The 12,774-nt window shown below is 67.5% G+C and carries 12 protein-coding genes; 6 read left to right on the top strand and 6 right to left on the bottom strand.

Going from position 1 to position 12,774, the window contains the following annotated elements; translation table 11 throughout:
• Positions 1 to 7: 7 nt before the first annotated feature.
• From FDA38_RS17980 to FDA38_RS17970, 3 genes are all read left to right on the top strand, one after another.
• On the top strand, positions 8 to 769 hold the full coding sequence (locus FDA38_RS17980) for an ABC transporter permease (RefSeq protein ID WP_137255156.1): 762 nt from the start codon (positions 8 to 10) through the stop codon (positions 767 to 769).
• A gap of 101 nt (positions 770 to 870) precedes the next feature.
• Positions 871 to 3,006, top strand: coding sequence for an MMPL family transporter (locus tag FDA38_RS17975; protein WP_137255155.1), 2,136 nt, complete (start codon positions 871 to 873; stop codon positions 3,004 to 3,006).
• A 72-nt stretch (positions 3,007 to 3,078) separates the two neighbouring features.
• Positions 3,079 to 4,920, top strand: a complete 1,842-nt coding sequence (locus FDA38_RS17970; RefSeq protein ID WP_202877713.1) for an APC family permease — start codon at positions 3,079 to 3,081, stop codon at positions 4,918 to 4,920.
• On the opposite strand, the gene FDA38_RS17965 is transcribed toward FDA38_RS17970, so the two are convergent.
• The 5 genes from FDA38_RS17965 to FDA38_RS17945 form a co-directional block, all read right to left on the bottom strand.
• A complete protein-coding gene (locus tag FDA38_RS17965; RefSeq protein ID WP_137255154.1) occupies positions 4,869 to 5,720 on the bottom strand; it encodes a metal ABC transporter permease in 852 nt (283 codons plus the stop codon). The two genes, FDA38_RS17970 and FDA38_RS17965, sit on opposite strands and share 52 nt — an antisense overlap.
• A gap of 5 nt (positions 5,721 to 5,725) precedes the next feature.
• A complete protein-coding gene (locus tag FDA38_RS17960; protein ID WP_137255153.1) occupies positions 5,726 to 6,517 on the bottom strand; it encodes a metal ABC transporter ATP-binding protein in 792 nt (263 codons plus the stop codon).
• Positions 6,517 to 7,434 (bottom strand): metal ABC transporter solute-binding protein, Zn/Mn family, encoded by a 918-nt coding sequence (locus tag FDA38_RS17955; protein WP_202877712.1) that lies wholly within the window; start codon positions 7,432 to 7,434, stop codon positions 6,517 to 6,519. The genes FDA38_RS17960 and FDA38_RS17955 overlap by 1 nt, the downstream gene beginning before the upstream one ends.
• 93 nt (positions 7,435 to 7,527) lie before the next feature.
• Entirely contained in the window at positions 7,528 to 8,604 is a 1,077-nt protein-coding gene (locus tag FDA38_RS17950; protein WP_325053088.1) for a sensor histidine kinase, read from the bottom strand.
• Between the two features lie 10 nt (positions 8,605 to 8,614).
• Complete coding sequence (locus tag FDA38_RS17945) at positions 8,615 to 9,295, bottom strand: response regulator transcription factor (protein ID WP_137255150.1); 681 nt, start codon at positions 9,293 to 9,295, stop codon at positions 8,615 to 8,617.
• 88 nt (positions 9,296 to 9,383) lie between these two features.
• On the opposite strand from FDA38_RS17945, the gene FDA38_RS17940 reads away from it, so the two are divergent.
• The 3 genes from FDA38_RS17940 to FDA38_RS17930 are packed head-to-tail and all read left to right on the top strand — an operon-like array spanning position 9,384 to position 11,361.
• Positions 9,384 to 9,851, top strand: coding sequence for a M15 family metallopeptidase (locus tag FDA38_RS17940; protein ID WP_137255149.1), 468 nt, complete (start codon positions 9,384 to 9,386; stop codon positions 9,849 to 9,851).
• Positions 9,848 to 10,924: a lipid II:glycine glycyltransferase FemX gene (locus FDA38_RS17935; RefSeq protein ID WP_137255148.1), complete on the top strand. Its 1,077-nt coding sequence runs from the start codon at positions 9,848 to 9,850 to the stop codon at positions 10,922 to 10,924. Before FDA38_RS17940 ends, FDA38_RS17935 begins: the two co-directional genes overlap by 4 nt.
• Positions 10,921 to 11,361, top strand: coding sequence for a GNAT family N-acetyltransferase (locus tag FDA38_RS17930; protein ID WP_137255147.1), 441 nt, complete (start codon positions 10,921 to 10,923; stop codon positions 11,359 to 11,361). The genes FDA38_RS17935 and FDA38_RS17930 overlap by 4 nt, the downstream gene beginning before the upstream one ends.
• Here FDA38_RS17930 and FDA38_RS17925 read toward each other — a convergent pair.
• Complete coding sequence (locus FDA38_RS17925; RefSeq protein WP_137255146.1) at positions 11,350 to 12,696, bottom strand: UDP-N-acetylmuramoyl-tripeptide--D-alanyl-D-alanine ligase; 1,347 nt, start codon at positions 12,694 to 12,696, stop codon at positions 11,350 to 11,352. The genes FDA38_RS17930 and FDA38_RS17925 overlap by 12 nt on opposite strands.
• Between the last annotated feature and the right edge of the window lie 78 nt (positions 12,697 to 12,774).

The following is a 12,774-nucleotide window of genomic DNA, read 5'->3' as shown; positions in this document are numbered from 1 at the left end:
ATCGATCATGGCCACACATCTTCTCGGCGACACCGCCACCCTCACCGGGCGCTCGCTGCGGCACATCCTCCGCAGCCCGGACACGATCATCACGACCGCGATCATGCCGATCGCGATGATGCTGCTGTTCGTCTACGTGTTCGGCGGCGCGATCGACACCGGCTCGGTCAAGTACGTGAACTATCTGCTGCCCGGCATCCTGCTGATCACGATCGCGTCCGGCGTCGCGTACACGTCGTTCCGGCTGTTCATGGATCTGAAGAGCGGGATCTTCGAGCGGTTCCAGTCCCTGCCGATCGCGCGCTCCGGCGTGCTGTGGGGCCACGTCCTGACATCGCTGGTCGCGAACCTGATCTCACTGGTGATCGTCGTCGGTGTCGCATTCATCATGGGCTTCCGCACCGGCGCGGGTCTCGGCGCCTGGCTCGCGGTCGCCGGCATGCTGATCCTGTTCACCCTCGCGGTCACCTGGCTCGCCGTGATCGCCGGCCTGAGCGCGAAGTCCGTGGACGGCGCGAGCGCGTTCTCGTACCCGCTGATCTTCCTGCCGTTCCTCAGCTCGGCGTTCGTGCCGACCGAGACCATGCCGACCGTGGTCCGCGCGTTCGCCGAGAACCAGCCGGTGACGTCGATCGTCAACACGATCCGCGACCTGTTCGCCCAGCAGCCGATCGGTAACGACATCTGGGTCGCGCTCGCCTGGTGCGTCGGTCTGCTCGTCCTCGCGTACGCCGGTGCGAACGCCCTCTACCGCCGCAAGATCAGCTAGCCGCGCCGCTGGTGACGGTGCTGGTGACGGTGCCGTGTCAGCCCGGTGTCAGCCCGGTCGGCGACTGTCCAGGCAACGAAAACTTTCTGAAAGGACCTGTCATGTTCGCACGACTGGGGTCGCTGGTCGTACGGCGGCCGTGGTGGACGATCGGCGCCTGGGTGCTGATCATCGCCGCGGTGGCCGCGACGGCCCCGAAACTGACCGCGACCACGGACCAATCCGCGTTCCTGCCGTCGCACTACGAGTCGATCCAGGCAGCACAACTGCAGGAGAAGGCCTTCCCCAACGCCACCGCGCCCGCGGCCATCGTGGTGTTCGAACGCACCGACGGCGCTCCGATCGGCGCCGCCGACGCCGCGACGGTCGAAACGATCGCCGGACAGCTCGACCAGGCCAAGCTCAAGGACGTCACCGGGATCCAGGCGGTCCCGCCGACGGGCAACCGGCTGATCCAGATCGCCCCGGTGGAGCTGACCAAGATCACCAACCCGAGCGACACGCGGCAGAACGACGCCGTCAAGGCACTCCGTACGGCGCTGCAGGACAAGCTGCACGGTACGTCGCTGAAGGCCGGCGTCACCGGTTCGGCAGCGCAGGCGCTCGACGCGCAGGAGTCGTCCTCCAAGGGTCTCGCGATCATCGGAATCGCCACAGTCGGACTGATCCTGCTGCTCCTACTCCTGATCTTCCGCAGCCCGGTGATCGCACTGCTGCCGATCGTGGTGATCGGCGCGGTATCCACCGTGGTCAACGGTTTGATCGCGATCGTCAGCAAGGCGTTCGACCTGAAGATCGACAGTTCGATCACCTCGATCCTGCTGGTGGTGCTCTTCGGCGTCGGCACCGACTACATCCTGTTCCTGATGTTCCGGTACCGGGAGCGGCTGCGGGCCGGCGAGGACGCGAAGACCGCGATGGTCAGCGCCGTCACCCGGGTCGGCGAGGCGATCGCCTCCGCGGCCGGAGCGGTGATCATCGCCTTCATGGCGCTGACGTTGTCGACGCTGGGCATGTTCCGCGCGATGGGGCCCGCGCTCGCGATCTCGGTCGCGGTGGCGCTGTTGGCCGGGCTGACGCTCGTACCGGCGATCGTTTCGCTGCTCGGGACCAAGGTGTTCTGGCCGTCGAAGGCGTGGAAGGTCGAGCCGAAGGGCGCGAAGTTCGCGGCCCTGGGTCGAGGACTCGGACGGCGTCCGGCGGTCTTCGCGGTCGCTGCTGGCGGGCTGCTGATCGTGTTGAGCGCGTTCGCGATCAGCTTCAACCCGACGTTCGATCTGACCTCGGGCTCGACGTCCGACACCTCCGAGTCGACGGTCTACAGCAAGGAACTGCTCAAGAGCCTGCCTGCGGGCGTCACCCAGCCGTCCGACGTCCTGCTGCAGTCCTCGAACCCGCTGAGCAAGGACCAGCTCGACACCTATCGCACCGCGTTGACCAAGGTGGACGGTGTCGGTGACGTCTCGCAGCCCACGCTGTCTCCGGACAGTACGGTCGCCGACTTCAAGGTCACGCTGAAGTCCGCGCCCGAATCCGACCAGGCGATCGCCACGGTCCGGGGACCGCTGCGCGACGCGGCACACTCAGCCGCACCGGCCGGGACGACGGCGGTGGTCGGCGGTCTGACCTCGGTATTCGTCGACTTCCAGGACGCGATGAACCACGACTACCGGATCGTGTTCCCGGTCGCGGCGATCCTGATCATGATCGTGCTCGCGCTGCTGCTACGCAGCCTGGTCGCGCCGTGGTACCTGATGGCTTCGGTGTTCCTGGGCTTCGGGGCCACGCTCGGTGCGTCGGTGCTGGTGTTCCAGCATCTGCAGCACAACTCCGGGCTGATCTTCACGCTGCCGGTGATCATGTACTTGTTCGTGGTTGCTCTCGGCACCGACTACAACATCCTGATGGTGGCCCGATTGCGCGAAGAGGCACGGGAGGGGCACGACCCGAAGCGGGCCGCGGCGCTGGCCCTGCACCACACCGGCCCGACCATTGCCGCCGCCGGTCTGATCCTGGCCGGCACGTTCGCGTCGATGATGCTGGCGGGTAACGCCGTCCTGTCGCAGATGGGCTTCGCGATCTCGGCGGGTATTGCGATCGCGGCGTTCGTGATGGCGATGTTCTTCACCCCGGCGCTCACGGCCCTGATCGGTCACCGCGCCTGGTGGCCGGGCCACGCCGACGCACAGCGCGAGCCGGAGCAGCCCGAGCGGGAGGAGCAGCTCACCTCTGTGTGATCCGTATGAGAGTTGCGTTTGGCTTCTGTGAGAAAAGCTGACTGACTGGTTGCTGCACCGGAAGGTAGTGCGGTGACCACATCTTCGGACGATAGGCATCGGCTCGGCGTCGTGGGAGGTCTGGCGGCATTGTCGCTGGACGCGATGGCCTCCGTTGCCTATGGTCCGGAGGCGATCGTGCTGGTGCTCGCCCTGGGCGGGTCGGCGGCGCTGGGGCTGACGCTCCCGATCACGATCGCGATCGCCGTATTGCTGCTCGTGCTGGTGTTGTCGTACCGGCAGGTGATCGCCGCCTTCCCGGACGGCGGCGGTTCGTACGGCGTCGCCAAGGCGCATCTCGGCCGGCGGGCGAGTCTCGTCGCCGCAGCGTCGCTGGTGATCGACTACATCCTGAACGTGGCCGTCTCGGTCGCGGCCGGCGTCGCAGCGCTGACGTCGGCCGTGCCCGGGTTGTACGGGTATCGCGTCGAGCTCGCACTCGCCGTACTGTTCCTCGTCACCGCGGTGAATCTGCGCGGTGTCGCGACGAGTGCGCGGCTGTTCATCGTCCCGACCGCGATCTTCGTACTGTCGATTCTGACCGTGATCCTGGCCGGTCTGTTCCGCGAAGGACCGGTGGCCGTTGCCACCGGGAACGCGGAGCAGGCCGGTCAGGTTCACGCGATCGGCATCCTGCTGATCCTCAAGGCGTTCGCCAACGGGTGCGCGGCCCTGACCGGGGTCGAGGCGATCGCGAACGCCGTGCCGTCGTTCCGGAAACCTGGCGTCGTACGGGCGCAGCGAGCGGAGCTGGCCCTCGGCGGGCTGCTCGGCGTGATGCTGATCGGCCTCGCGATCCTGATCGAGAAGTTCGACATCCGGCCGGTCGACGGCGTGACCGTGCTGTCACAACTCACCGACGGCGCGCTCGGCCACGGATTCGGGTACTACGTCGTACAGTTCGCAACCGTGGTGCTGCTGGCGCTGGCCGCGAACACGTCCTTCGGCGGACTGCCCGTCCTCAGCCAACTGCTTGCCAAGGACAACTACCTGCCGCACGTGTTCCAACTGCGCGGGCAACGCCAGGTCTACCGGTACGGCATCCTGTTCCTCGCCGGGGTGTCAGCGGTCCTGCTGATCGCGGCCCGCGGTGACATGAACACGCTCGTACCGCTCTTCGCGATCGGCGTCTTCGTCGGCTTCACGCTCTCCCAGGCCGGCATGGTGCGGCACTGGTGGCACCGCCGCCCACCGCACTGGCAAGGCAAGCTCGCGCTGAACGGGTTCGGCGCGCTCCTGACCGGCGTTGCGGCGATCGTGGTGACCGCGTCGAAGTTCACCGACGGCGCGTGGCTGATCGCGATCGCGCTGCCCGTGCTGGTCCTCGCGATGGAGTCGGTGAACCGCAACTACCAGCGGATCGGTCAGCGGCTCGGGCTCGGCCAGGTCCCCGATCGGTTGACGTCCCGGCGATCGCGCGTCGTCGTACCCGTGCATGGCGTGAGCAGGCTGACCGCCGAGGCTTTGTCGGTCGCGCGTGGACTCGGTCATGACGTCGTCGCCGTCCACGCGGTGAACACCGCTGATGCCGAGGACACCAAGGCGTTCGTCCGGCTCCTCGACGACTGGCAGCGTTGGCAGCCTGGTGTTCCGCTGATCGCGCTGTACGACCAACGCCGTACGCTCACCGCTCCGGTCGTGCAGTACGTGAACCGCTGCGAGCTCGACACGGTGTTTGTGCTGATCCCCGAGGTCGAGCCTGATCACCTGTGGCAGCGGCTCCTGCAGAATCAGCGGGGCGCCATCCTCGCGCACGCGCTCCGTCGACGTACCAACGCTGTCGTCTGCCGGATGCGGTTCCGGATCGTTCAGCCGTCGAACACCTACGCGCCGGCCGCCACGCGCCGGCCGGAGCTGGCCCGGCAGACGAGGTAGATGAGGAACGAGATCGTGGTCACGTAGGGACTGATCGGCAGGCTGCCGCCCAAGGCGAGGAGGATGCCGCCGACGAGGGAAACGGTCGCGAAAACCACGCTGAGCACCGGGACGAGCCATGGGGAGGCAGCGACTCGGAGGGCGGCGGCTGCGGGCGTGACCACGATGCTCAGCACGAGCAGCGCGCCGACGATCTGGACCGAGATGGCGACGGCCAGGCCGAGCAGCAGCATGAACACCAACGACAGGACCCGAACCGGCACACCCCGCGCCGCGGCCTGCTCCGGGTCCGAGCTGGCGAACATCAACGGCCGCCAGACGATCACAAGCCCGAGCAGTACGACGACACCGGTGACGATCAGCCAGGACAGCTGCGGGGTGTCCACTGCCACGATCTGCCCGGTCAGCAGACCGAACTTGTTCGCCGCCCGACCCTTGTACAAGGCAAGGAACAGTACGCCGAGCCCGAGCCCGAACGGCATCAGCACCCCGATGATCGAGTTGCGATCACGAGCCCGGCTTCCGAGTACGCCGATCAGCATCGCCGCGATGATCGAACCGGTCAGCGAGCCGGCGACCACGTTCACGCCCAGCAGCAACGCACCCGAAGCGCCCGCGAACGAGAGCTCGCTGATGCCGTGGACGGCGAACGGCAGGTCGCGCATCATCACGAACACCCCGATCAGCCCGCCGACGATACCGAGTGCCACGCCGGCCAGGATCGAGTTGTGGACCAGGGCCAACAGTTCGCCGTAGTTGGTGAAGTTGAAGATGTCGTGCCAGACGGTTGCCGTATGCATCGACCTCACCCGGCCCGCAGGACCGAGGTGTGATGCGTGTCCTCGGGCACCCCCGCCACCAGCACCCGGCCGCCGGAACGGACCACCTCGACCGGCGAGCGGTACAGGTCGCTCAGGGTGGTCGACGTCATCACCTCGTCGACCGTCCCGGTCCGGATGCGTCCGTTGGCCAGGTAGAGCACGCGGTCGACGTACGGCAGCACCGGGTTGATGTCATGGGTGACGAAGACGATCGCGGTGTCGTGCGTGCGGCGTCGTCGATCGACCAGGCCGGAGATCGTGCGCTGGCTGTTCAGGTCCAGCGACAACAGCGGCTCGTCGCAGAGCAGGAGCTTCGGGTCGGAGACCAGTGCCTGCGCGATCCGGACCCGTTGCTGCTCTCCCCCGGACAGCTGCCCGATCGGCCGATCCGCGAAGCTCTCGGCGCCGACCGACTCGAGCATCTCCTCGATCCGCCTGCTCCGCTTCGGGTCGGGGCGGCCGATCCCCCAGCGGTGGCCGTCCAGGCCTTGACCGACCACATCCCGGGCCCGGAGCGGCGTAAGCGTGTCGATGCGCCGATGCTGCGGCACGTAACCGATCTCCGTGCTCCCCCGATGCGGTGGCGCGCCAGCGACCTGGACAGTCCCCGACAGCGGGTGCAGCCCGAGGACGGCCTTCAGCAGGCTGGTCTTCCCGGATCCGTTGGCACCGAGGATCGCCAGGAACTCCCCGGCCTGCAGGCTCATCGTCAGGCCGCCCCACAACCGCCGCCGTCCGTATCCGAACGACGCCTTGTCGAATTGCAGGACGTTCATCAGGCCAGGGCCGAGCGGATCGCGTCCAGGTTGGCGGTCATCCAGCCCAGGTAGTCCTTGCCGGCCGGCAGCGTCTCAGTCACGGGTACGACGGCGACGCCGTTCGCCTTGGCCGCCGCGAGCACCTTCTCGGTCTCCGGGCCCGACGTCTGCTCGTTGTACGCCAGCAACTTGACCTGCTTGGCGCTGAACAGCGTCAGCGTCTGCTGCAGCACCGCCGCGGGAACGTCCGTCCCCTCCTCGATCGCCTCGCTGAACTCGCCCGGCGTCTTGTTCACCAACCCGCAGGCCGCCAGGAGATACACCGGCACCGGTTCGGTAATCGCCGCACCGGCGCCGTTATGAGCCGCCTTGATCGACGCCTCGGTCGCCTCCAACGCCTTCACCTTGCCGGTGAAGGTCGCGGCGTTCGCGGCGTACGTCGAACTGTTGGCGGAATCGACCTCGGACAGCGTGCTCGCCAGCTGGGCGGCCAGCTTCTCGACGGTCGGGAAGTCGTACCAGACGTGCTCGTTGAGCTCGCCGCCGGAGGGCGCCTTGTGACCGGAGATATCGACCACGTTCAGCACCTTTGCCGACGTGTTGCCCGCCGATTTCAGCATCGTGTCCATGAAATCGTCGTAACCGCCGCCGTTCTCGATCACGACCTTTGCCTTCGACAACGACAGTTGGGTCTGCGTGTTCGCCTCGTACGAATGCGGGTCCTGGTCAGGGTCGGAGATGATCGACGTCACCTCGGCCTTGTCCCCCGCGATCTGCTTCACGATGTCGCCGTACACATTGGTCGACGCCACGACCTGGACCCCTGCTTTGGATGTCGACGTGGCAGTTTCGTCGGCCGCCGACGAACTGCACGCGGCCAGCAGCGCCACCGCCGCGGCACCAGCCAGGAACCCGATAGAACTACGCAGCCTCACAGCGCACCCGTCTCTCATCACCAAGTGATAATGAAAACCATTCCGGATACAAGGTAACACTGTCCCCCGGCGGAGCGGCAAGTCAGGAGTGGATCAGCTGGACGCAGGACGGCGTACGGCGGGGAGCTGGACCGTGACGCGGAGGCCGCCGGACGGGCGGGCGGCGAGGATGAGGATTCCGTCGTGGGCCTGGGTGATGCTGTTGACGATCGCGAGGCCGAGCCCGACGCCGGCGTGATCGGTGCGGACGCGTCCGCCGCCGCGCTGGAACGGCTCGATCAGCGTGGAAACCACTGGTGCGGGGAGGTTCTCGCCGGTGTTCTCGACCGTGAGCACGACAGTCCTGGGATGGACGGTGGTGGTGATCCACACGGCGCCGTCGGAGGGGAGGTTGTGGACGATCGCGTTGTGCACGAGGTTCGTGGTCAGCTGCAGCAGGAGGGTGCGCGAGCCGACGGTCGGGGCCACATCACCGGAGATTTCGACCGTCAGACCGCGTTTTTCCGCGAGCGGAAGAAGAGTCTCGACCGCCTCTTCTGCGACGAGCGACAGGTCGACGTCGCCGCGGGTGAAGGTCCGCTGGTTGGCGCGGCTGAGCGTGAGCAGGGCCTCGGTGAGGTCGATCGCCCGGCTGTTGACGAAGTCCAGGCGGTCGACGAGTTCGGCGGGGTCGCGGTTCGGATCCTTGCGGGCCACGTCGAGCAGGGTCTGCGTGATCGCGAGCGGCGTACGCAGTTCGTGAGAGGCGTTGGCGGCGAACCGCTGTTGCTCGGCGTCGTGTGCTTCCAGCCGCTCGAGCATCGTGTCGAACGCGTCGGCGAGCTCGCGGAACTCGTCCTGGCGGCCTTCGAGCTGGATCCGGTGCGACAGCGATCCGCTCGTCGCCAGGCGGGCGGCGTTCGTGATGCGGGTCAGCGGCGCGAGCATGCTGCCGGCCAGGATCCAGCCGCCGACAAGGCTGGTGATCAGCAACAACGCCAGCATGAGGGTGGCCTTCGGGGCGAAGGCGTCCAGCAGGGCGGCGCGGTCCGGTCCGCTCATCGGCGCGCGAGGAGCGAGTCGGGTGGGGACATAGCGCAGCAGGAACACCCAGACGACCGCGAGCAGCCCGCCTCCCGCGAGCATGATGACCGCCGCATAGCTGAGGGTGAGCTTCAGGCGAACGCTCATCCCCGGCTCCCTACCCACGCTCGCCTTCCTCCGGGGCATCGATGCGGTAGCCGACACCCGCGACGGTGGCGATGATCCAAGGTTCGCCGAGGCGTTTGCGTAGCGCGGAGACAGTGATACGCACTGCGTTGGTGAACGGGTCAGCGTTCTCGTCCCACGCCCGCTCCAGGAGTTCCTCGGCGCTGACCACACCACCTTCCGCGCCGACCAGAACCTCGAGTACGGCGAACTGCTTGCGGGTCAGCGCCACGTACCGGCCGTCGCGGTACACCTCGCGGCGGAACGGGTCCACCCGCAGACCCGCGATCTCTCGCACCGGCGGCCGGTTGTGGCCGCGGCGACGGTCCAGCGCGCGCAGCCGCAGTACCAGCTCCTGGAGCGCGAAGGGTTTGGTGAGATAGTCGTCGGCGCCGAGCTCGAACCCGGACGCCTTGTCGTCGAGCCGGTCGGCCGCGGTCAGCATGAGGATCGGCATACCGCTGCCGGAGGCAACGATCCGCTTGGCGATCTCGTCACCCGACGGGCCGGGAATGTCGCGGTCCAGGACCGCGATGTCGTAGGCGTTGATGCTCAGCAGTTCGAGCGCGGTGTCGCCGTCGCCGGCGATATCGGCCGCGATCGCCTCCAGGCGCAGGCCGTCGCGGATCGCGCTCGCCATCTCCGGCTCGTCCTCGACCAGCAACACCCGCATACTCCCGATGCTACGAGGTCCTCCGTATCGTCCGTATATCGAATTCCCCATACGTACCGACAACACCCGGCTGCCTTGACTGTTCGGCATGACTCGAGCAGCAATTGGTGCGCCCAGCAAGGATGACGGCGCCGTCCCGGCCGGGGTGACGGTGTTCGACGACGATTACCCGGCCGTCGCCAATCTCGATCCGGCGCTGGTCACGGCGCTGCGCAAGGCCGCTTCGGATGCGTTGGAGGACGGGGTCACGTTCTACGTGAACAGCGGCTGGCGTTCTCCGGCGTACCAGAGTGAGCTGCTGCGGGACGCGGTGGCGAAGTACGGCTCGGAGGAGGAGGCGGCTCGGTGGGTCGCTACGCCTGAGACATCGCAGCATGTGCGCGGAGCGGCGGTCGACATCGGGCACTCCGAGGCGAAGACCTGGCTGGCCGAGCACGGCGCGGAGTACGGGCTGTGCCAGATCTATCGCAACGAGCCGTGGCACTACGAACTGCGGCCGGACGGGTGGACGGGGATGTACCCGGATCCCACGCACGATCCGAGGATGCAGCGGTGACTCTGACCGTCTCTGCTATCAGCTCTGTGGAGCATCAGGCGTTTGTGGAGGCACAGCGGTCGGTCAGCTTCTTGCAGATCCCCGAGTGGGGCGCCGTGAAGACGGAGTGGCGTAGCGAGTCGCTCGGTTGGTACGACGGGCGGCGGCTCGTCGGGGCGGGACTCGTGCTGCATCGGCCGGTGCCGCGGCTGGAGCGGTACACGCTGGCGTACCTGCCGCAGGGGCCGGTGATCGACTGGACCGGGTCGCTCGAGGAGTGGATCGATCCGCTGGCGGAGTACCTGAAGGCGCAGGGTGCGTTCGCGATCCGGCTCGGGCCGCCGGTGCGTACGGACGTCTGGAGCGCTGCTGAGGTCAAGTCGGGGATTGCGGATCCGGAGGTCGAGCGGCTCATCAGGCGGGGTGAGGATCGGGTGACGCGGTGGCTCGAGGGGGCCGGGTGGCTGCCGCAGAGTCCGGAGGACGGGTTCGGCGACGGGCAACCGCAGTACATCTATGAGCTTCCACTGGCCGGGCTGACCGAGGACGACGTACTGCGTGGGATGAATCAGCAGTGGCGGCGGAACATCAAGAAGGCTTTGAAGGAGGGTGTCGAGGTCTCGGTGGGGTCGGAGGTGAAGGCGTTCCATGACCTCTATGTGCACACCGCTGAGCGCGATCGGTTCACCCCCCGGCCGCTGCAGTACTTCGAGAACCTGTTCGCGTCGATGAGCTCAGCGCGGTTGTATCTCGCGCACCACCAGGGGTCGCTCGTCGCCGCGACGATCCTGGTCCGGGTCGGTGCTCATGCGTGGTACCTGTACGGCGCCTCGTCCACGTCGAAGCGAGAGGTCCGCGGGTCGAACGCGTGCCAGTGGGCGATGATCCGGGATTCGCTGGCGGCCGGGTGCGACGTGTACGACTTGCGCGGCATCACGCCGACGCTTGATGTGGAGGACCCGCACGTCGGCTTGATCCAGTTCAAGGTCGGCACCGGTGGGCAGGCGGTCCGGTACGTCGGCGAGTGGGACCTGCCGCTGCGGCCGATGGTGTACCGCGCCTTCGACCTCTACATGAAACGGCGGCGCCGATGAACATCCGCCCCGCGGTCCGCGCCGATGCTTGTGCCGTCAGCGAGCTGTTGGGGCAGCTGGGCTACCCACAAGCTGACGAGGCAACGACCGCCGCCCGGATCCAGACCTGGGCGGACGATCCCACGCTCGCGGCGTACGTCGCGGAGTCGGACGGCGAGGTACTAGGCGTCGTCGCCGTCCACGTCGCCCCGTTCTTCGAACGCGACGGCTCGTGGGCGCGCATCGTCGCCCTGGTGGTCTCCGATCGCGCCCGACGCCGAGGCATCGCCGGCCGGCTGATATCGGCCGCGGAATCCTTCGCCACCGCGCACGGCTGCGTCCGCATCGACCTGAACAGCGCGAATCACCGGCAGGACGCGCACGCCTTCTATCAACAGCACGGCTACGCCGACCAGACCAGCACCTCCACGCGCTTCCTCCGCTCCCTACTCGGGTGACAACGCGGCGGCGACCTCGTCCAGGTGGGATTCGCGGGAGGCTTTGACCAGGACCACATCGCCGGGTGCCAGTGTGCGGCGGAGCCAGTCGATTGCTGTGGTGTTGTCAGGCAAGGCCTCCGCCCGGGAGCCTGCGCCGTCGGCGATTGCGCGTGCGCCTTCGCCTACTGCGACGACCACATCCGCGCGGGTGGCGGCGTACTCGCCTATCGCGTGGTGTTCGGTCTCGCTTTCCTCGCCCAGTTCGAGCATCTCGCCCAGCACGGCGATGCCGCGGCCCTCGATGACCGCGAGCGCGTCGAGGGCGGCGCGGGCTGAGTCGGGGTTGGCGTTGAAGGAGTCGTTCAGCAGTGTGATGCCGCCGGGGAGCTCGGACAGCTCCATGCGCCACTTGGAGATCGACGCGGTGGTCAACGCAGCGGCCGTCAGCTCGAGGGGTACTCCGATCGCCCAGGCCGCCGCCGCAGCAGCTGCCGCGTTGAACGCCTGGTGTGCACCCACGAGCGGCAGTACGACGGAAGCCGTGGCGTCGGCTGTGCACAGCGTGAACGACGGCCGGCCGAGGCGATCGAGCGTCAGGTCGCGCACCCGCACGTCGGCATGCTCCGCCCGACCAAAGGTCAGCACTCGACCATCCGTGAGCGCACGCATCGCGGCAACCCGCGGATTGTCGGCGTTGAGTACGGCGGTACCACCCGCAGCCAACCCCTGCACCAGCTCACCCTTCGCCTTCGCGATCGCCCCGCGCGACCCGAACTCACCGAGATGCGCCTGCCCCACATTGAGCACCACCGAAACGTCCGGCGGGATCAGCCCGGCGAGATGAGCGATGTCACCCATCCGCCGAGCGCCCATCTCGATGACGAGGAACCGAGTACTTGCATCGGCACGCAGAATCGTCAGCGGTACCCCGAGCTCGTTGTTGAGCGAACCAATCGTCGCGACCGTAGGCCCCACCTTGGACAGCGCACCGGTCAGTAGGTCCTTGGTGCTGGTCTTGCCCTGCGAGCCGGTCAGGCCGACGACGGTCAGCCCGCCGCGTAGGTGCGCGCCGACATGCGCGGCAAGGAGCTGCAAAGCCGCCTGCGCATCCTCCACGACAACCGTCGGAAGCGCTGTAGGCCGTGAGCCGAGCACCGCCACCGCACCGGCTTGCCCAGCCTGGCCGGCGTAGTCGTGACCGTCGGCGTGCTCGCCCGCGAAGGCCACGAACAGGCCCCCGGGCTCAGCCTCCCGACCGTCGAGTACGGCGGGCGCCGTCACCTTCACCGCGCCGTCGCCGGCCACCGTTCCGCCGACGACCACAGCGATCTCATCGAGACTGAGCGCAATCATTCCCCCAGTAAAGGAAGCGCAGTGTTTCGTCCGCGTATCGAAAATCTCATACACGGCGGCAACACCGCACTTCCTTCA

Origin of the sequence: Kribbella jiaozuonensis (assembly GCF_005233875.1) — a bacterium.
In the GTDB taxonomy this organism is placed as follows: Bacteria; Actinomycetota; Actinomycetes; order Propionibacteriales; family Kribbellaceae; genus Kribbella; species Kribbella jiaozuonensis.
This window is presented reverse-complemented; position numbering and strand designations above follow the sequence as displayed.

What these genes read in the sequence shown, in the direction of transcription:
- FDA38_RS17980 (WP_137255156.1), top strand. Translation starts at nt 8, where the DNA reads ATGGCCACACATCTTCTCGGCGACACCGCCACCCTCACCGGGCGCTCG.
- FDA38_RS17975 (WP_137255155.1), top strand. Translation starts at nt 871, where the DNA reads ATGTTCGCACGACTGGGGTCGCTGGTCGTACGGCGGCCGTGGTGGACG.
- FDA38_RS17965 (WP_137255154.1), bottom strand. Translation starts at nt 5,720, where the DNA reads ATGCATACGGCAACCGTCTGGCACGACATCTTCAACTTCACCAACTAC.
- FDA38_RS17960 (WP_137255153.1), bottom strand. Translation starts at nt 6,517, where the DNA reads ATGAACGTCCTGCAATTCGACAAGGCGTCGTTCGGATACGGACGGCGG.
- FDA38_RS17950 (WP_325053088.1), bottom strand. Translation starts at nt 8,604, where the DNA reads ATGAGCGTTCGCCTGAAGCTCACCCTCAGCTATGCGGCGGTCATCATG.
- FDA38_RS17945 (WP_137255150.1), bottom strand. Translation starts at nt 9,295, where the DNA reads ATGCGGGTGTTGCTGGTCGAGGACGAGCCGGAGATGGCGAGCGCGATC.
- FDA38_RS17940 (WP_137255149.1), top strand. Translation starts at nt 9,384, where the DNA reads ATGACTCGAGCAGCAATTGGTGCGCCCAGCAAGGATGACGGCGCCGTC.
- FDA38_RS17930 (WP_137255147.1), top strand. Translation starts at nt 10,921, where the DNA reads ATGAACATCCGCCCCGCGGTCCGCGCCGATGCTTGTGCCGTCAGCGAG.
- FDA38_RS17925 (WP_137255146.1), bottom strand. Translation starts at nt 12,696, where the DNA reads ATGATTGCGCTCAGTCTCGATGAGATCGCTGTGGTCGTCGGCGGAACG.